The sequence below is a fragment of the Rhodoferax sp. SPJ21 genome (assembly GCF_058216335.1).
Genome location: NZ_JBYZMO010000002.1, coordinates 387,735 through 406,129, shown reverse-complemented (window position 1 = coordinate 406,129; position 18,395 = coordinate 387,735). Strand labels below are relative to the sequence as shown.

The 18,395-nt window shown below is 64.6% G+C and carries 19 protein-coding genes; 7 read left to right on the top strand and 12 right to left on the bottom strand.

Features of this window, described 5'->3' with window-relative positions; translation table 11 throughout:
* Nucleotides 1-12: 12 nt before the first annotated feature.
* Nucleotides 13-438: a GNAT family N-acetyltransferase gene (locus tag AC4BBN_RS09720; RefSeq protein WP_490591787.1), complete on the bottom strand. Its 426-nt coding sequence runs from the start codon at nt 436-438 to the stop codon at nt 13-15.
* Between the two features lie 161 nt (nt 439-599).
* On the bottom strand, nt 600-1,109 hold the full coding sequence (locus tag AC4BBN_RS09715) for a GNAT family N-acetyltransferase (protein WP_490591786.1): 510 nt from the start codon (nt 1,107-1,109) through the stop codon (nt 600-602).
* A 182-nt stretch (nt 1,110-1,291) separates the two neighbouring features.
* Here AC4BBN_RS09715 and AC4BBN_RS09710 point away from each other — a divergent pair, with 182 nt between their 5' ends.
* Nucleotides 1,292-2,500: a methyltransferase gene (locus AC4BBN_RS09710; protein ID WP_490591785.1), complete on the top strand. Its 1,209-nt coding sequence runs from the start codon at nt 1,292-1,294 to the stop codon at nt 2,498-2,500.
* A gap of 51 nt (nt 2,501-2,551) precedes the next feature.
* Here AC4BBN_RS09710 and AC4BBN_RS09705 read toward each other — a convergent pair whose 3' ends face one another.
* Genes AC4BBN_RS09705 through AC4BBN_RS09685 form a run of 5 tightly spaced genes read right to left on the bottom strand, consistent with a single transcriptional unit; the run spans nt 2,552 to nt 6,643 of the window.
* The gene (locus AC4BBN_RS09705) at nt 2,552-3,304 is read right to left on the bottom strand and encodes a dienelactone hydrolase family protein (protein ID WP_490591784.1); all 753 of its coding nucleotides are present in this window, start codon (nt 3,302-3,304) and stop codon (nt 2,552-2,554) included.
* Between the two features lie 21 nt (nt 3,305-3,325).
* Nucleotides 3,326-4,651 (bottom strand): voltage-gated chloride channel family protein, encoded by a 1,326-nt coding sequence (locus AC4BBN_RS09700; protein WP_490591783.1) that lies wholly within the window; start codon nt 4,649-4,651, stop codon nt 3,326-3,328.
* Nucleotides 4,652-4,659: 8 nt separating this feature from the next.
* Nucleotides 4,660-5,367, bottom strand: a complete 708-nt coding sequence (locus AC4BBN_RS09695) for an SPOR domain-containing protein (RefSeq protein WP_490591782.1) — start codon at nt 5,365-5,367, stop codon at nt 4,660-4,662.
* Nucleotides 5,364-6,140: a biotin--[acetyl-CoA-carboxylase] ligase gene (locus tag AC4BBN_RS09690; RefSeq protein ID WP_490592846.1), complete on the bottom strand. Its 777-nt coding sequence runs from the start codon at nt 6,138-6,140 to the stop codon at nt 5,364-5,366. The genes AC4BBN_RS09695 and AC4BBN_RS09690 overlap by 4 nt, the downstream gene beginning before the upstream one ends.
* The gene (locus AC4BBN_RS09685) at nt 6,140-6,643 is read right to left on the bottom strand and encodes an SET domain-containing protein (protein ID WP_490591781.1); all 504 of its coding nucleotides are present in this window, start codon (nt 6,641-6,643) and stop codon (nt 6,140-6,142) included. The genes AC4BBN_RS09690 and AC4BBN_RS09685 overlap by 1 nt, the downstream gene beginning before the upstream one ends.
* Before the next feature lie 146 nt (nt 6,644-6,789).
* On the opposite strand from AC4BBN_RS09685, the gene AC4BBN_RS09680 reads away from it, so the two are divergent.
* On the top strand, nt 6,790-9,717 hold the full coding sequence (locus tag AC4BBN_RS09680) for a DNA topoisomerase III (RefSeq protein WP_490591780.1): 2,928 nt from the start codon (nt 6,790-6,792) through the stop codon (nt 9,715-9,717).
* A gap of 156 nt (nt 9,718-9,873) precedes the next feature.
* On the opposite strand, the gene AC4BBN_RS09675 is transcribed toward AC4BBN_RS09680, so the two are convergent.
* The gene (locus tag AC4BBN_RS09675) at nt 9,874-10,791 is read right to left on the bottom strand and encodes a LysR family transcriptional regulator (protein WP_490591779.1); all 918 of its coding nucleotides are present in this window, start codon (nt 10,789-10,791) and stop codon (nt 9,874-9,876) included.
* 97 nt (nt 10,792-10,888) lie between these two features.
* Here AC4BBN_RS09675 and gstA point away from each other — a divergent pair, with 97 nt between their 5' ends.
* A complete protein-coding gene (gstA, locus tag AC4BBN_RS09670; protein ID WP_490591778.1) occupies nt 10,889-11,500 on the top strand; it encodes a glutathione transferase GstA in 612 nt (203 codons plus the stop codon).
* 91 nt (nt 11,501-11,591) lie between these two features.
* On the opposite strand, the gene AC4BBN_RS09665 is transcribed toward gstA, so the two are convergent.
* Nucleotides 11,592-12,860 carry an MFS transporter gene (locus AC4BBN_RS09665; RefSeq protein ID WP_490591777.1) on the bottom strand — a complete coding sequence of 423 codons (1,269 nt, stop codon included), beginning with the start codon at nt 12,858-12,860 and terminating at the stop codon, nt 11,592-11,594.
* Between the two features lie 160 nt (nt 12,861-13,020).
* Between AC4BBN_RS09665 and AC4BBN_RS09660 the strand changes: the two genes are divergently transcribed.
* Entirely contained in the window at nt 13,021-13,476 is a 456-nt protein-coding gene (locus AC4BBN_RS09660) for a MarR family winged helix-turn-helix transcriptional regulator (protein ID WP_490591776.1), read from the top strand.
* 80 nt (nt 13,477-13,556) lie between these two features.
* On the opposite strand, the gene AC4BBN_RS09655 is transcribed toward AC4BBN_RS09660, so the two are convergent.
* Nucleotides 13,557-13,910 (bottom strand): RidA family protein, encoded by a 354-nt coding sequence (locus tag AC4BBN_RS09655; protein WP_490591775.1) that lies wholly within the window; start codon nt 13,908-13,910, stop codon nt 13,557-13,559.
* 155 nt (nt 13,911-14,065) lie between these two features.
* Between AC4BBN_RS09655 and AC4BBN_RS09650 the strand changes: the two genes are divergently transcribed.
* The 3 genes from AC4BBN_RS09650 to AC4BBN_RS09640 all read left to right on the top strand — a co-directional run bounded on the left by AC4BBN_RS09650 (nt 14,066) and on the right by AC4BBN_RS09640 (nt 16,090).
* Nucleotides 14,066-14,758 carry an acid phosphatase gene (locus tag AC4BBN_RS09650; protein ID WP_490591774.1) on the top strand — a complete coding sequence of 231 codons (693 nt, stop codon included), beginning with the start codon at nt 14,066-14,068 and terminating at the stop codon, nt 14,756-14,758.
* 97 nt (nt 14,759-14,855) lie between these two features.
* The gene (locus AC4BBN_RS09645; protein WP_490591773.1) at nt 14,856-15,302 is read left to right on the top strand and encodes an SRPBCC family protein; all 447 of its coding nucleotides are present in this window, start codon (nt 14,856-14,858) and stop codon (nt 15,300-15,302) included.
* Between the two features lie 164 nt (nt 15,303-15,466).
* The gene (locus AC4BBN_RS09640; protein WP_490591772.1) at nt 15,467-16,090 is read left to right on the top strand and encodes an FMN-binding negative transcriptional regulator; all 624 of its coding nucleotides are present in this window, start codon (nt 15,467-15,469) and stop codon (nt 16,088-16,090) included.
* A gap of 10 nt (nt 16,091-16,100) precedes the next feature.
* Here the strand turns inward: AC4BBN_RS09640 and eutC are convergent, their stop codons facing one another.
* Together eutC and AC4BBN_RS09630 are read right to left on the bottom strand one after the other, a co-directional pair.
* Nucleotides 16,101-16,898 carry an ethanolamine ammonia-lyase subunit EutC gene (eutC, locus tag AC4BBN_RS09635; RefSeq protein ID WP_490591771.1) on the bottom strand — a complete coding sequence of 266 codons (798 nt, stop codon included), beginning with the start codon at nt 16,896-16,898 and terminating at the stop codon, nt 16,101-16,103.
* Nucleotides 16,895-18,286: an ethanolamine ammonia-lyase subunit EutB gene (locus AC4BBN_RS09630; protein WP_490591770.1), complete on the bottom strand. Its 1,392-nt coding sequence runs from the start codon at nt 18,284-18,286 to the stop codon at nt 16,895-16,897. Before AC4BBN_RS09630 ends, eutC begins: the two co-directional genes overlap by 4 nt.
* Nucleotides 18,287-18,395 lie beyond the last annotated feature (109 nt).

The window sequence follows — 18,395 nt, the reverse complement described above, 5'->3', positions numbered from 1 at the left end:
TACCTGCCCCACCTACTGCGCCAGGATCTGCATCATCCGCTCTGGCTTGGCCAGCGGCTCGAAACCAAACTGCGCATACAGCCCATGCGCATCGGCCGTGGCCAACAAAAAGCGGCGCAGGCCTTGCAGTTCCGGGTGGGCCAAGATGGTCTGCACCAGCCACTTCGACAAACCCTGGCCCCGGTGCGCCTCCAGCACATACACATCGGCCAGGTAGGCAAAGGTCGTCTTGTCGGTCACCACCCGGGCAAAGCCTACCTGCTCGGCACCATGGAACAAACCAAAACACAGCGAATTCGCCGCCGCCCGCTGCACCCGCTCGAACGCAATACCCGGCGACCAATAGCTACGCATAAGGTAGGCATGGACGGCCACCATGTCCAGGCTGGCGGGATCAGTATCGATGCGGTAGGCACCGCGTTGGACGGTGATGTGCATGTTCTGCAGTTTCGGGTGAAATGAGGCTATAGCGTAGATATTACCTGCGGTGGTAGCTATTACTTATGTAGCACTTTTCGAACAGACCGAGGTAGATACTAAGTGTGGTTCCTGGGAGAAGGTTGACGCTATGACTGCACTTTCTTCAGCCCCACTACAGCCTACCGCACCCCAGGCGGCGCCGGGTGCAGCCGCGCCATGGCATGCACATCTACATACTGCCCGTGCCGCAAGGCATAGGCGCGGTGCGTGCCCTCCAGCACAAAACCGTGGCGCTGGTACAGGCGCTGGGCGGGCGAGTTATCGGCGTACACAGTCAGCTCCAGGCGCAGCAGGTTGAGCCAGTTGTCGGCCAGGTCGATGGCGGCTTGCAGCAGGGCTGTGCCTATGCCTTGGCCTTGCAGTTCGTCGCGCACCGCCATACCGATGCCGGCCACGTGGGCGCGGCGCGGATGGGGCACGGGGTGGATGCCCAGGTTACCCACTACCTCGCCATTGACTACCGCCACCAGCATGCGGTCCAGCGGGCCCATGCCGGCCAAGCGCTTCTTCCACACCTCACGCGACTGCAGCGGGATCTGCATGGTGCCGGCGGCCGCCAGGGGCAGCGCATAGATCAAGGCAATGGCGTCGTAATCGTCGGGCTCGGCATGGCGGATAGTGGGCGGCATGGGCGATGGCTCCTGCAAATCGGCAAACCATGATAGCTGGATTTATAAAAAATCGGCCTCTAGCGCAGATAATATCTGCACGAGCAGCTACCAAATGCATAGCAAAGTAAATTCCGCCTGCAACGTGCAGGGGGCCTGCCGTCTGGTAAAAGACTCGGTCCCCCAACAGCGTGAAAGCAAGCATGTCCACCCCCACACCCGCCACGCTATCTCCCCAACCTAGCTCCAGCCCCACCCTGCACTGGACCGAGAACGACCAGCCGCAGTCTGCCCATTGGCGCTCCGAGCGCGGCGCGCCGCCGCCCAAAAAAGTGGTGCTGGCCGACGACACGATGAACGCCGACACCGCCTACCGCCTGGCCTGCGAAGGCACGGCACTGCTGTGGCGTGGCGACTTTCATAACGCGCGCCAGCTGCTGCAGGCGATGACGCGGCGCATCGACAAAACCCCGGCCCGCAAGCAGCGCAAAGCCCCCAAGGATGCGGGCTCGCTGGCCGATGCCTTTCACCTGCACCGCCAGGCCCAGGCGCAGCGCGCGCGGGTGCTGAACATGCTGCTGGTGCCCATGGCGGCAGACTACAGCGTGCCGCTGCGCCGCGCCCCCAAAGTGCACGCCGCCTGCCTGGCTGCCTGGGGCCCGGCGGACCTCGCCGCCGGCCCATCGGTCATCACCCTGCGCGAGCTTCAGGGCCTGACCAGCGCGCACGAATGGCGCCGCGTGGGCATTGAAATACCGGCGCTGGGCGATGCGCCGCAGAACCGCATCCACCCGCACTACGGCGTGTTTTCACCGGTGCGGGGCGAATACATCGACCTGGTGGCCAAGGCGCCGCTGCCTGCCGATACGGCGGTGGCGTTCGACATCGGCACCGGCTCGGGCGTGCTGGCGGCCGTGCTGGCACGGCGCGGCGTGGCCCAGGTGGTGGCCACCGACCAGGACCCACGCGCCCTGGCCTGCGCACGCGCCAACCTGCTGCAGCTAGGCGTGGCGCCAACCGTGCAGGTGGTGCAAACCGATATGTTCCCCGAGGGCCAGGCCCAGCTGATCGTCTGCAACCCGCCCTGGCTGCCGGCCCGGCCTGGCTCGCCCATAGAGCACGCGGTGTACGACGAAGGCAGCCGCATGCTGCTGGCGTTTCTGGCCGGCTTGAAGAAGCACCTGGCGCCGGGAGGCGAGGGCTGGCTGGTCATTTCTGACCTGGCGGAGCACCTGGGCCTGCGCACGCCCACCGAGCTGCAGGACGCATTTACCCAGCACGGCCTGCAAGTGCTGGGCCGGCTGGACGCCAAGCCGCAGCACCCCAAGGCTACCGACGCCACCGCCGCCCTGCATGCGGCACGCGCGGCAGAGCTGACGACGCTGTGGCGGCTGGCGGTGTTGCCGCTTTAGTGGTCTAAACCCAGCAAGCTATTCACCGTTCTGGGCCAGGTCCGCAAGCCGTCAGTACAGCGCGCGACGGAACAGGCTGAGCGCCAGCTGGTAGCCCAGCAGCTGCAGTTCCGCGTCATAGCGCTCGCCTTCGTCGCGCATGAAGGCGTGCACGCCGTTGAACTCGTGCCAGGTGAAGTTGACGCTGGCGTCGCTGAGCTTTTGGTAGACCAGGGTGCGGCCGGCGGCGGGGATGTGCGGGTCTTGCTTGCCCCAGACCATTTGCAGCTCGCCCTTGATTTCGCCGGTGCGGCCCAGGCTGTCGTTGCCGGGCTGGGACGGCACCATGCCCGAATGGATGTCGGTGGCATAGAAGCACGATGTGGCGGCAATCGCCGGGTTCAGCGCCGCGCGGTAGGCCAGGCCGCCACCCAGGCAGAAGCCCATGGCGCCTATGCTGCCCGCGTAGTAGGGCAGGCTGGCGGCGTAGTCGATGATGGCCTGGGTGTCGCTGTCATGCGCCTCCAGGGTCTTGGCGACCTTGTCGGCGTTGCCTTTGTCGCGGCCCGCGTCGTCGTAGCCCAGCACGGTGCCGATGGGGTTCAGCTCGTGGAACACCTCGGGCACGATGACGATGAACCCGTGGCCGGCCATGGTTTGCGCGCTGCGGCGTATCGGGCCGGTCTGCTGGAAGATCTCGGAGTACAGGATGATGGCCGGGTACTGCCGGGGCTTGGCAGCACCGCCATCCTTGGGCCGGTACACATAGCAGCGCATGGGGCCGGTGGGGGTGGTCAGATCGACTTCATGGGCTTGGATTTGCACGGCGGGTTTCCTAGGGACGTTCTAAGGTTGGGAGTCGTTGGCAGCGGCCTTGCGCGCCAGGTCTTGCTGGTGGGCGGCCAGGTCACCCAGGCGTATGTTTTCGGGCGCACCTGCTACTTTAGGCAGCTTGGCATGGCCCACGCGCTGCGCTTTGTAAATACCGCTGTGGCCTGAAAAAAGATAGCTGGTGACGCAGGCCAGTGCTGCGTAAACACCGATTTCAGCACCAAACAATTCCATGGCCATCAGGGTGGATGCCAGCGGTGTATTCGCCGCGCCGGCAAACACCGCCACAAAGCCCACGCCGGCCAGCAAGGGGAAGGGCAGCTGCAGAACCGGCGCCAGCACATTGCCCAAGGTAGCGCCCAGGTAGAACAGCGGGGTCACCTCGCCGCCCTTGAAAGCCGTGCCCAGCGAGGCCACGGTGAAGACGAACTTGCCCAGGTAGTCGGTCATGGCCAGCGGGTGCTGGAATGCCTCCACGATGGTGGGGATGCCCAGGCCGATGTAGCGGTCTGCGCCCAGCCAGAACCAGGCCGCCGTGGCCACCACCACGCCGCCCAGGAAGGGGCGCAAGGGGCTGTAGGCGATGTGCTTCTTCATGAAGCCGCCCAGGGCGTGGGTGGCATCGGCAAACAGCTTGCCAGTCAGGCCAAACAGGCAGCCCGCCAGTACCATGGCCAACAGCGGCCAGGCGGTAACGGGCGGCGCCAGCGGCACGGTGTAATGGGTATGGTGCACGCCCCAGAGCAGACCCACCTGGTCGGCCACGATGGCGGCCACCAGGCAGGGCAGCAGGGCGTTGAAACGCATGCGGCCCAGGGCCAGCACCTCCAACCCGAAGATCGCGCCCGCCAGCGGCGTGCCGAACACCGAGGCAAAGCCTGCGCTGATGCCGGCCATCAGCACCATGCGGCGGTCTTCCGGCTGCAGGCGGAACACGCGGGTGAGCTGGTCAGCCAGGGCACCGCCCATTTGCACGGCCGTGCCCTCGCGCCCCACGGACGCGCCGAACAGGTGCGACACCACGGTGCCGAACAGCACCAACGGCGCCATGCGCAATGGAATGGTGGCCTGCGGGTTGTGGATCTCGTCGATCAGCAGGTTGTTGCCAGCCTCCACGCGCTGGCCAAAGCGCAGGTACAGCCAGCCTACGCCAAAGCCGGCGAACGGCAGCAGCAGCAACAGCCAGCGGTGGGCGATGCGGGTTTGGGTAGCCCATTCCAGCGCGAACAAAAAGAAGGCGGACGCACTGCCCGCCAGCACCGCCACCAGCGTTGCCAGCGCGATCCACTTGCCCAGGTAGAGCAGCACATCCAAGGCCTCGGGGCGTTGTAGCGAGGGCATGGGTGAACTTAATTGGCCGGGCAGGTCCGTAGTGGCTTGCCGGCCAGCGCGGTCTTCAGGCCGTCCAGCTGGGTCTTCTGCGCTGCGTCCACCGCTGGCAGGCGCAGCTGCAGGCCGCGCTGCTCGGGCCGCTCGACCACCACTTTGGCGGTACGTACGCCGCGCTGGGCCAGGTCGCCCAGGGATTTGTTGGCTGCGGCCTCGCTGTCGAAACGGCCCAGCAGAATGCCGGGCTCCAGCGACGCGGGCGCGGCCTCGTATTTGACGTGCAGGCCGCGCAGCTCGGCCTTTTTGCGGTCGGTGAACTCGGTGGTCTGGTAGCGGCCCATATAGACGATCCAGCGGCCTGGCTCGGTGGCGGCATCCAGCGACCAGGAACCCGCAGGCAGGGCCGCCGCCAGGGCATCGCCCAACTGCTTGCCGCGCGCAGCGTCAAACAGGCCGGCCACCAGGCACTCGGTGGGCTCGTTCGCCGCGACGGCGGGCGCCGAAGCCGGCGCGCTGGCGGCAGAGGCCGCAGCCGCTGCTGCCGCTGCGGCCTCGGGCGTCATCACCACCAGCATCTCAGGGTGGATTTGCTGCTGCAAGCGTTGCGGCTCAGACTGCGGCTCCGGCGCCAGCCCGTAGGCGGCCAGCAGGCCTTGCGACCAGGCAAAAAACAGGGCGTTGGCCAACACCAGGGCGAGTAAGAGCGCGCGCAGCAAGCCCATCTTCATGCAGATGCTCCGGGCACGGCGCCTGGGGCTGCAGGCCGCACGCTGACCTCGGAGCTGGTCACCGTCTGCATGCCCGCCGAGGTTTGCAGCAGCAGGCCGCCCTGCGCGTCCACACCACGCGCCATGCCCACGGTGCCGTTGCTCAGGGTTACGGCTTGGCCGCACAGCAGGTCACGCCGTACAAAGCCGGGTAGGAAGGGCGCCAAGCCGGCCAATTGGAAGGCCGCCAAGGCCTGCAGCAAGGGCGGCGCCACCCGCAGCAAGGCCTGGCCCGCATCGATACCCGGCAGCAGCTCCTGCAGGCAGGCGGGTGGGGTGGACAGGCCCTGGGCATCACGCGGCGCGATATTGATGCCCACGCCCACCACCACCACTCGCTGGTCGCCGGCACTGGCGGTTTCGATCAGCACGCCGGCCAGCTTGCGGCCCTGCAGCCACAGGTCGTTGGGCCACTTGAGCTGGATGTCCGGGTGCAGGCTCTCGGCCACGCTCACGCCCACGGCCAGCGACAGGCCGGACCAGTCGGCCGGCGCCAGGGGCAGGGAAACAGAGAAAGTCAGCGAATCGCCCACCTGGCTGTGCCAGTCGCGGCCCAGGCGACCCCGGCCGGCGGTTTGCTGCTCGGCCACCAGCAGGGTGGGCTCACAGCGGCCGGCGCGCACGCGGCGCATCAGCTCGCTGTTGGTGGAGTCGATCTGCGGCAGCACCTCGACCGTGAAGTCCGGCCACTGGGGCGACACTGCCTCCCAGATCGCCTCGGCGGGCCAGCGCATCACTTGTGCAGCCTGCTCAGGCGGCGTTTAGGTGCCAGCAGCGTGCCACGGCAGCTGGGGGCGCCGCACCAGCAGGGGTATTCGGCCTTGAGCTTGGGGGTGTAGCGCTCTTCCAGCATCAGGCCGTAGTCGTAGTTCAGCTCTTCGCCAGCTTTGATGTCGCGCAGGGCGATGATGAAGATGCGGCCGTCCTGCTCGTCGGTTTCGCAGTTTGGCTCGCAGGCGTGGTTGATCCAGCGTGAGGAATTGCCCCCAAAATTGGCGTCGATCACCCGGTCTGCGTCCACATGGAAATAAAACGTGTGGTTGGGCTGGCTGGGGTCGTGCGGATGGCGGTCCTGGGCTTCGTCCCAGGTGATGATTTCGCCTACATATTCGACCACTACATCGCCGGCGGCGATGTCCTGCAGTGCAAATACGCCCTTGCCATGCACGCCGGAACGGCGGACCTGGATGCGTCGCCCTGGATTTTTCACAGCTTTAGGTCGGGTTTTGGAAGTCACGGCAAAACTCTGTTAACTTAAATAAGGAGCCCATACGCGAATTTGTGCGCGAAATGGGACAAAGCCGGATTGTAGAAGTGGCCCCGCCCCGGTTGACGCCGCTCAGACAAAGTCCGCACAAATTCAAAAATTGGCCCAATAAAGTTATGACAAAAACCCTGGTGATTGCCGAAAAACCCTCGGTGGCGCAAGACATCGTGCGTGCGCTCACGCCCACTGCTGGCAAATTCGAAAAGTTCGACGAGTATTTCGAGAGCGAAAAATACGTGGTGACCAGCGCGGTCGGCCACCTGGTGGAGATCCAGGCGCCGGAGGAATTCGACGTCAAGCGCGGCAAATGGAGCTTTGCGCATCTGCCGGTAATCCCCCCATATTTCGACCTAAAACCCGTCGATAAAACCAAAACGCGACTGAACGCCGTGGTCAAACAGGCCAAGCGCAAGGACGTGACCGACATCATCAACGCCTGCGATGCGGGCCGCGAGGGTGAGCTGATTTTCCGCCTGATCGAGCAGTACGCTGGCGGCAGCAAGCCCCTGGCCAAGCCGGTGCGCCGGCTGTGGCTGCAGTCCATGACGCCGCAGGCCATCCGCGACGGCTTCAGCGCGCTTCGCTCCGAAGCCCAGATGCAGGGCCTGGCCGATGCGGCACGTTCGCGCTCCGAGGCCGACTGGCTGGTGGGCATCAACGGCACCCGCGCCATGACCGCGTTCAACTCACGCGACGGCGGCTTCTTCCTGACCACCGTGGGCCGGGTGCAAACGCCCACGCTGTCGGTGGTGGTGGAGCGCGAGGAAAAAATCCGCAAATTCGTCAGCCGCGACTACTGGGAAATCCACGGCACTTTCGACGCCGAGGCCGGCAACTACCCCGGCAAATGGTTCAACCCCGACTGGAAAAAACCGCCCCCCGGCCCGGACGGCCAGCCCGACGCCGAGCAGCGCGCTGACCGCGTCTGGTCCGCCCGCGAAGCGCAGGAGATTGCCAACGCGGCACGCGGCAAACCCGCCACGGTGACGGAAGAAAGCAAGCCGACCACGCAGGCCTCGCCCGCCCTGTTCGACCTGACATCCCTGCAGCGCGAGGCCAATAGCCGCTTCGGCTTCAGCGCCAAGACCACGCTGGCCCTGGCCCAAAGCCTGTACGAGCGCCACAAGGCGCTGACCTACCCGCGTACCGATTCCCGCGCCCTGCCCGAAGACTACCTGCCGGTGGTCAAGGAAACCATGGGCATGCTGGCCAACAGCGGCATGAAGCACCTGGCCCCCTTCGCCAAGCAGGCGGTGGACGGCAACTACGTGAAGCCCACCAAGCGCGTGTTCGACAACGCCAAGGTCAGCGATCACTTTGCCATCATCCCCACGCTGCAAGCCCCCAGCGGACTCAGCGAAGCCGAGCAGCGCTTGTACGACTTCGTGGTGCGCCGCTTTATGTCGGTGTTCTTCCCCAGTGCCGAATACCAGGTCACCACCCGCGTCAGCACGGTGGCGACCGAGGGTAAAAAGTACGCCTTCCGCAGCGACGGCAAGGTGCTGGTCAAGCCGGGCTGGCTGGCCATTTACGGCAAGGAAGCCGTCAGCGACGACGACGAAAAAGACGGCAAAAACCTGGTGCTGGTGAAGCCGGGCGAAGTGGTGCAGACCGCCTCCGCCGACCCCAAGGCGCTGAAGACCCGGCCCCCGGCGCGCTACTCCGAAGCCACGCTGCTGGGCGCCATGGAAGGCGCGGGCAAGACGATTGACGACGACGAGCTGCGCGAAGCCATGCAGGAGAAGGGCCTGGGCACGCCAGCCACCCGCTCCAGCATCATCGAAGGCCTGATCGCCGAAAAGTACATGCTGCGCGAAGGCCGCGAGCTGATCCCCACGGCCAAGGCCTTCCAGCTGATGACGCTGTTGCGCGGCCTGGACGTGGAAGAGCTGTGCCACGCCGAGCTCACCGGCGAGTGGGAATACAAGCTGTCGCAGATGGAGCGAGGCCTGATCAGCCGCGCCACCTTCATGGCCGAAATCGCCGCCATGACCGAACGCCTGGTGAAAAAGGCCAAGGAATACGACCGCGACACCATCCCCGGCGACTACGCCACCTTGTCCGCACCCTGCCCGAACTGCGGCGGCGTGGTCAAGGAAAACTACCGCCGCTACACCTGTACCGGCGCCGATGGCCACAGCGAAGGCTGCGGTTTCTCCTTCGGCAAATCGCCCGCAGGCCGCACTTTCGAGCCGGCCGAGGTCGAGCAATTCATGCGCGACCGCCGCATCGGCCCGCTGGACGGCTTCCGTTCCAAAGCCGGCTGGCCGTTCACCGCCGAGATGCTCATCAAATTTGATGAAGAAACCAAGAACTACAAACTGGAGTTTGACTTCGGCGACGACAAGGCCGGCGAAGAAACCGGCGAGCTGGTGGACTTCAGCGCCGTGGCCAACCTGGGCAACTGCCCCAAGTGCGGCAGCCCGGTGCACGAGCACGGTGCCAACTATGTGTGCGAAAAAAGCGTGCCCACCCAGGCCCAGGCCACGCCCAGCTGCGACTTCAAAAGCGGCAAGATCATCCTGCAGCAAACGGTGGAGCCCGAGCAGATGCACAAGCTGCTGACCACCGGCAAGACCGATCTGCTGGACAAGTTCGTCTCCATGCGGACGCGCCGCAACTTCAAGGCCTTCCTGGCCTGGGACGCGGAAGCTGGCAAGGTGAACTTCGAGTTCGCGCCCAGCAAGTTCCCGCCTAAACCCGGTGCAGCTGGTGCAGCCGCCAAGAAAGCCGCACCAGCCAAGAAGGCAGCACCCGCCAAAAAGGCCGCAGCCAAGAAAACCGCAGCCGCCAAAACTCCGCGCAAAACGCCCACCACCGGCGGCCTGACGCCCAGCCCGGCACTGGCGGCAGTAGTGGGTGCTGAAGCCGCTTCGCGCCCGCAAATGGTCAAGAAGATGTGGGACTACATCAAGGCCCACAACCTGCAGGACGCCACCAACAAGCGCAACATCAACGCCGACGCACTGCTGGCGCCGGTGTTCGGCAAGCCGCAGGTCAGCATGTTTGAGCTGACCGGGCTGATCGGCAAGCACCTGAGCTAAGCCAAGCCCCTACTGCTACACAATTGATAGCCGCTAACGCAGGTAATACCTGCGTTAGCGGCTATTTCATTTGTGTATCTGCTTCAGCCCATGCCAGCGTACAAGATCCAGGCCCACGCGTTTTCGGGCGCGGCCAGCGTTGATGGCCCGATAGCTTCAGCCACACAGAAAATCCACCAGCACGCGCACCCGCGTAGCCAGGTTGCGGTTGTGCGGGTACAGCAGATAAAACGACCGGGTCCGGCCGGCCAGTGCGGGCAGCACCTCGACCAGCTCACCGGGGTGGGCATCAGCTATCCACTGTGTGGTTTGCACCAGGCCCATGCCGGCGCGTGCCAGGGTGACCACGCCCAGCGGGTCTTCCGAGGTCTGCACTGTGCTGCGCGGCAGTATCTCCACTGGCTGGCCGTCACGCTGGAACAGCCACGGCCGCATGCGCCCGGTGCTGGGCATCAAAAACGGCAGCAAGGTATGGCGGGTGGCGTCTTGTAGCGCGTCCAGGTCCTGGGGCACGCCGTGGCGCTGCAAATAGCCAGGGCTGGCGTACACGCCAATACGGGCCTCCTCCAGTTGGCGCGCCACCAGGCGGGAATCGGGCGGCTGGCCCTGGCGTATGGCCACGTCGTAGCCTTCTTCTACAAAGTCGATGTTGCGGTTGGAGACATGCAGCTCCAGCTCCACCTCGGGGTAGCGGTCGCGGAACGCGGGCAGGCGCGGCAGCAGGCGGTAGTGCGCGTAGGTGCTGGGCAGGCTGATGCGCAGCAGTCCACGCGCCTGGGTGTGCTGGCCGGTGATGGTTTTCTCTACATCATCGATCTGGCCTAGGGCCGCGCGGCACTGCGCAAAGTACAACTGGCCGTCGTCGGTGAGCTGCATGCTGCGCGTGGTGCGGCGCAGCAGCTTGACGCCCAGGCGGTCCTCCAGACGTCCCACGGCCCGGCTGACGGCAGCCGGCGTCAGGCCCAGCACGCGGGCGGCGGCCGTAAAGCTCTTCAGCTCGGCCGCCTTGCAGAACAGGGCGATAGTGCCCAGCTGGATTTGCAGGCTGTCTTCCGGGGCGCTGGCGGGTCGCATTAATTACACTGTGTAAGTATTAAATTGAAAATTTAGCGGTTTATCTTGTTCCAGGTAATGAATAGGATAGCGGCTCTTCACCACTACAAAGACGACCATGAAACTATTCTTCTCGCCCGGCGCCTGCTCACTCGCCCCCCATATCGTGCTGCGTGAATCGGGCGCCGACTTTTCACTGGACCAGGTGGACATTCCCAACCACCGCACCGCCAGCGGCGCGGACTACTACAGCATCACCCCCAAGGGCCAAGTGCCGCTGCTGCAGCTGGACGACGGCAGCACGCTCAGCGAAGGCGCCATCATTGCCCAGTACATCGCCGACCACGCCGGCGCCACCAGCCTGCTGCCCGCAGCCGGCAGCACGGCCCGCTACCGGGTGATGGAGTGGCAGAACTACATTGGCTCCGAGCTGCACAAGAGCTTCTCGCCGCTGTTCAACCCGGCCTTCGATGCAGCAGCCAAAACCATCCACGCAGGCCTGCTGCGCAAGAAGTTCGAATGGGTGGACACCAAGTTGGCCAGTACCGACTACCTGACCGGCGATGACTTCACCGTAGCCGACGCCTACCTGTTCACCGTGGCGGGCTGGTCCAAGATGGTGGCGCTGGACCTGTCGGACCTGGCCCATCTGCAGGCCTTCCTGGCCCGCGTGGCGGCCCGCCCGGCGGTGCAGGCGGCACTGAAGGCCGAGGGTTTGATTCCGGCCTGAGTATTCTGCTAATGCTATGAAAAAAAGAGCTTTTGGCGCAGGTATTACCTGCGCCAGCAGCCCTTTTCTTATGTAATCTCTAAAAGAGCCGTTAACCGGCCTGGGCCAAGCTGGGGTTTGCCGCGCTGCGCAACTGCAGGCCCTGGTGCACCCGCCACGCCAGGAAGGCCGCCGTCAGCGTGGAGCCGACCACCACGTAGCCGATCACGCCGTAGTTCTGCAGCTTGCCATCCGCACCAAACGACACGATATGCCCCGCCACCAGCGATGCCAGGCCACCGGCTAGCTGCTGGATGGCGGCGCTGATGGCGTTGTACGCGCCGCGCTGGGTGGCCTGCGGCACCATGCTGGACATGGCCTGGAACGGAATCAGACGCGAGAAGATGCCGACAAACAGCACCACGTTGACCGCCACCAGCAGCCAGAAAGGCACGGCCGCCAGGTGGGTGTAGACCAGCACCATGGCGATGGTCAAAGCGCTGCCCACCAAGAACACCGGCAGCTTGCCCCAGGTATCCGCCGCCCGGCCGACCAGCGGGCCGACAAAGATGGTGAACACACCGGTGATCAGGTAGATCGTGGGCAGGCGTTCCATGGCGATGCCCACGTTGTTCACGATGAACGCGCTGCTGAACGGCATCAGCATGAAGCCGCCGGTGGTCAGCAGGGCGGTGGTGGCAAAAGCCATCAGGTAGCGCGGCTCGACCACGGTGTGCCACAAGTGCATGAAGGCGCTTTTCTCCTGCGGGATGCGCAGGTGGTCGGCCACCGGCTTCATACCTAAGACGATGACCAGCCCACCAAGGCCCCCGACCAGCACCATCGCCAGAAACGGGGCATGCCAGTTCCAGCGGCTGGCCAGGTACAGGCCCACGGGCAAACCCAGCACTTGGCTGGCAGCGAAAGCGGTCTGAATCACACCCATGACACGGCCGCGCTGCTCGGCGCTAAACAGATCGGCCGCAATGGCCATCACCACCGAGCCAATGACACCGCCAAAAATGCCGGTCACCACACGGGCCACCAGCAGCATTTCATAGGTCGGCGCCAGCCCGCACCACAACGTGGCCAACACGAAGCCGATGTAGAAGAACAGCAGTAGCTTCTTGCGGTCAAAGCGGTCCGCGAAGCCCGCCGTCAGCAGGCCCGACAGGCCGGCGCTAAAAGCATAGGCCGACACGACCATGCCGAACTGGCGCGGGCTGATCTGCAGTGCGGGCATGATCAGCGCGCCCAGCGGCGACATGATCATGAAGTCCAGAATCACGGCAAATTGCAGCGCCGCCAGCAGGCCCGCCACAAAGCTCTGGTAGCCGGTGAACTTGGCCGGTGCGGCCTTGTGGAGGGCGGTGGATGTCATGCGGTGGCCCACTCAAAGAACTGCACAGTCTGCCGCGCAGGCAGGGCTGGCGCCGATAATGGCAAGGTAAAGATGCTGTTGCATAGGCGATGGTTGAACTTGGAATTTAATATAGGTGCCTATATATTAATATAGCCTCCTATGTATTGTCAAACGAGATATGAGCGACGACCATTTACCCCCCAACCCGCTAAAGCTGGTAGGCCGCGCACACCGCAGCTTTGCCCGCATCGCCGATGTAGAGCTACGCGACCTGGGTTTCGCCACGGGGCAAATGCCGGTGTTGATGGGACTCAAAGGTGGCCAGGCGCTGTCGCAGGCCGAGCTGGCCCGCATTGCGCAGGTCGAGCAGCCCAGCATGGCCCAGTTGCTGAACCGCATGGAGCGCGACGGCCTGGTGGAACGCGTCCCCGACCCTGCAGACAAGCGCAGCAGACTGATTTCGCTGACCACCACAGCGGCCAAGCGCATGCCCAAGGTCAGGGCGGTGATGGACGTACTGAAGGCGCAGGCGCTGGTCGACTTCACGCCCGACGAGATCGCCCAGCTCGCCAATTTCATGGAACGGTTGAACAACAACATCGACCAGATGGCGATCGAAAGAAGCGGCGCCTAAATCGCGAAGGCTCCGCCTAGGCTTTACTACAAACTTGATAGCTGCCAGCGCAGCTCGTATCTGCGCTAGCGGGCATTTTCTTACTTAACGGCAGCAATCGCCATGATCTCGACCTTGATCTCCGGGCGGGCCAGGCGGGCCTCGACCGTGGCACGGGCGGGGCCGATGCCGGTGGTGCCGATCCAGGCGTCCCACACCGCGTTCATGGCGGCGAAGTCGCCCATGCTGGACAGGTAAATCGTGGCGCTGAGGATGTGCGCCTTGTCGCTGCCGGCCTGGGCCAGCACGGTGTCGATCTGGTCCAGCACGCTCTGGGTCTGGGCGGCGATGGGCAGGCTGGCGTCTTCCGGGATCTGACCGGCCAGATAGGCCACACCGTTGTGGATGGTGGCGTCGCAGAGTCGGTTGCCGGGGTTGATGCGTTGCAGAGCCATGGGAGTCTTTCTGAAAAGTGGGTGGATAAAAACCTTGGATCGTACTGTCTTGGCACCACGCGCATTTGTCCTGTAAAGCTGAAAAGCAGTCTCCAAATCGTCACGCATCTGAAATATCTAGGCTATCCAATGCGGGGTTTATTTGGGAAACACCTATGTTCATCCGCCGTGCCCTGCTGGGCTGTGCCATCGCTTTCAGCTTCAGCGCATTTGCCGCAGAAAGCCCCTACCTCACCCACAAGCAGCTCGACATCATCCCCTTCATGCCCGCACCCGTGGCCAACGGCAGCGCCGACGACCGCGCCCAGCAGATGCTGGTACTGGCGGCCCAAAAAGCCGCCACGCCCGAGCGCATTGCACTGGCCAACAGCGATGCTGAAGAGACGGTGTACGCCATGTTCTCCTCGGTGCTGGGGGCCAACTTCAAGCCCGCCAATCTGCCCTTGTTTACCGCCATGTTTGCACGCATGGGCGACACCGAAGACGCCGTGGTGGACCCGGTCAAAGCCTTCTTTGGCCGCACGCGCCCGTTCCTGAACAACCCGGACATCAAGCCCCTGGTGAAGCCGTCTAAAACCGGGTCCTACCCGTCGGGCCACACCTCGCGCTCCACCATGATGGCCATCGTGCTGAGTAGCATGCTGCCGGAACAACGGGCCGCCATTTTTGCGCGCGCCAACGACTACGCCGAAAGCCGCGTCATCGGTGGCATGCACTACCCCAACGACCTGGACGCAGGCCGCCGTGCGGGCAGCGCCATGGCTGCGACGCTGCTGGCCAGCCCCACATTCAACACCGATTTCGAAGCAGCCAAGTTGGAGCTACGCAAGGCGCTAAGCCTGCAGTAAGCGCAAGGCGCTGGCGATAGAACCGGGCGGGCACTGGCTTTGCCCGCGCATGCGGCAGACAATGGCCGTCCCTGTTTCTGTCCAAGGAGATCTGAACATGGCTACTGGAACTGTCCGCCTGCACCGCGTGTTGAAAACCCGGCCGGAGAAAATCTACCGCGCATTTCTGGATGCCACGGCACTAGCCAAATGGCTGCCGCCCTATGGTTTCGTCTGCAAGGTGCAGCATATGGAGGCCAAAGTCGGCGGTACGTTCAAGATGTCGTTCGAGAACTTTTCCACCGGGCAGGGCCACTCGTTCGGCGGCGAATACAAGAAGCTGGTCCCCAATGAGCTGATCCAGTACACCGACACCTTTGACGACCCGAATTTGCCCGGCGAGATCCTGGTGACGGTCAGCCTCAAGCCCGTGCTGTGCGGCACGGAAGTGCATATCGAGCAGTCTGGCCTCCCCGAAGTCATCCCCGTGGAGATGTGCTACCTGGGCTGGCAGGAGTCGCTGGCACAGCTGGCGAACCTGGTGGAGCCGGAGATACCGGGTTGAGGCTGCGAGAAGCTTGTCCGGGCTTGCCTTAAGGTCACGCTGGCAACGCCAGAGTCGCCCTCAGAGAGCTTGAACTGGCCCCTAAAGAATCAACGCTACTGGCTCTTCTGATGGCACCAGTTTCAGGCGATATTCGGCTACCTACAGCTACACCACCCCACACCATGTACATCCCTGCGCACTTCGCCGAAAACCGGCCTGAACAGCTGCAGCGCATCATCCGCGAGCACCCCCTGGGCACCCTGGTCAGCCACGCTGACGGTGGGCTGGACGCCGACCACCTGCCCTTCGAATTCGACCCCGAGGTGGGGCCGCATGGCCTGCTGTCGGCCCATGTGGCCCGCGCCAACCCGGTGTGGCAGCGCTGCCCCACGGGCAGCCCGGTGATGGTGATTTTTCGCGGCGCGCAGGCCTATATCTCGCCCACCTGGTACCCGAGCAAACACGAAACCCACCGCCAGGTGCCGACCTGGAACTACGAGGTGGTGCACGCCCACGGCGTGCTGACCGTGCGTGACGATGAACGCTTTGTGCGCGGCATCGTGGCGCGCCTGACGCGGCGCCACGAAGCAACTGAGCCCTCGCCGTGGAAGATGGGCGACTCGGCGCCGGAGTACATAGCCAGCATGCTGCGCAACATCGTGGGCATCGAGATCGCCATCACCTCCCTGGTGGGCAAAGTCAAGCTCAGCCAAAACCGCGAATTGCGCGACCGCATCGGCGCTGCCGACACGCTGCAGGCGCGCGGCCACGAGGAGCTGGCCGGGCTGATGCGGCCTGCGGAATAAACCGCCGCGATCAGGGCAGCAAGAAGTTGCGCATGGCGCCGTTATCTGACGCCAGCACATCCACCGTCTCGTCCTTCAAATCCACACCCGACAGCTGGCGGCGGCGGGACTCGCGCAGCAGCATGTGCAGCTTGTAGGCGGCATCACCGTAAGACAGGCCTTCGGGGCGCACGTTGGAGATGCAGTTGCGCGCAGCGTCGGTCAAGCCCACGTGGGGCGCCCAGGTGAGGTACAGGCCCATGCTGTCGGGCGAGCTCAGGCCCGGGCGTTCGCCGACCAGCACCACCACGGCCTTGGCGCCCAGCAGTTGGCCCACCTCGTCGCCCACTGCCACGCGGCCCTGGGTGACGATGGTGGTGGGCGCCAGCGACCAGTCCTCGGGCGCTAGGCGCTGCAGCAGGGCGTGGATGAAGGGCGCGGCGTTCTGCGCGATGGCCAGCGCGGACAGGCCGTCCACCACCACCAGCGCCAGGTCGTAGGGGCGGGCTGGTTGGTAGAAGGACTCCAGCAAATCGTGCGAGGTGGCGTCCAGCCGGCGGCCCAGGTCAGGACGCTGCAGATAGGTACCACGGTCGTGCGCGGCGCTGGCCAGCTGGATGGCATCGGGGTGGCCGGGCAGCACCTCGCCCAGGTCTTGCGCCAGTTGCGCGGTGTCCAGCGGCAGGTGCACGGCGTCACGGGCGCGGGCATGGGCCAATTGGAATTCGAGCTGCGGCGCGGTGGGCAGGCTGATGCCGGTGCGGCCCAGGGCGATGCGTGCGGCAGTCAGGCTGCGCAAGGTGTGCCAAGGATTCGGAACTACGCTCATACCTGGGCCAACAGTACTTGGGCAAACGGTTCTGGCAATGCAGACGCCAGTTGCGCCACGCCTTCGCCTTCAAAAATCTGCATGCGGCGCAGCCAGTCTTCAAACTCGGGCGCAGGGCGCAGACCCAGTAGGCGGCGCGTGTACAGCGCGTCGTGGAACGAGGTGGTCTGGTAGTTCAGCATGATGTCGTCCGAGCCGGGGATGCCCATCACGAAGTTGCAGCCGGCGGCGGCCAGCAGGGTCAGCAGCACGTCCATATCGTTCTGGTCGGCCTCGGCATGGTTGGTGTAGCACACGTCGCAGCCCATGGGCAGGCCCAAGAGCTTGGCGCAGAAATGGTCTTCCAGGCCGGCGCGGATGATCTGCTTGCCGTCGAACAAATACTCCGGCCCGATGAAGCCGACCACGGTGTTCACCAGCAGCGGCTTGAAGGCGCGGGCCACGGCGTAGGCGCGGGCCTCGCAGGTCTGCTGGTCCATGCCATGGTGGGCGTTGGCCGATAGGGCGCTGCCCTGGCCGGTTTCGAAATACATCACGTTGTCGCCCACCGTGCCGCGCTTCAGCGACAGGGCGGCACTGCGTGCTTCGGCCAGCATGGCCAAGTCGATGCCGAAGCTGCGGTTGGCCGCCTGCGTGCCGGCGATGGACTGGAACACCAGGTCCACCGGCGCGCCGCGCTCTATGGCCTGGATGGTGTTGGTCACATGGGTCAGCACGCAGCTTTGCGTGGGAATTTCGTAGCGCTGGATGATGGCGTCCAGCATGGTGACGATCTTGACCACCTGGGGCACGTTGTCGGTGGCCGGGTTGATGCCGATCACGGCGTCGCCGCTGCCGTACAGCAGGCCGTCGAGCACGCTGGCGGCGATGCCACTGGTGTCATCGGTCGGGTGGTTGGGCTGCAGGCGCGTAGACAGGCGCTGCTCCAGGCCGATGGTGTTGCGGAAGGCGGTGATGACGCGGCATTTCTTGGCCACCAGGATCAAATCCTGGTTGCGCATGATCTTGCTGACGGCCGCCGCCATTTCGGGCGTGATGCCGGGCGACACCGCCGCCAGCGTAGCGCTGTCCACCGCATCGCTGAGCAGCCAGTTGCGGAAGTCGCCGACCGTCAGGTGGCGGATGGGCGCGAAGGCGGCGGCGTCATGGCTGTCGATGATCAGGCGGGTGACTTCATCACTCTCGTAGGGCACCACGGGCTGCTGCAGAAACGTGGCCAGGGGCAGGTCGGCCAGCGCCATCTGCGCGGCCACGCGCTCCTGCGCGTTGCCGGCGGCCACACCGGCCAGCAGGTCGCCAGAGCGTAGCGGCGTGGCCTTGGCGAGCAGCTCGCGGAGATCTCGGAAACGGTAGCTGTGGGCGCCTACCGTGTGGACAAACTGGGGCATTGCAGACCTTTAAAAGCGGCTTTGGTGCACGTGGGCATGCACTGCAGTGGTCGTGCAAATTTGATGCCAATCGCAGGCTTGGCCGGCGCTGCAGTATTGATAGCTGCCT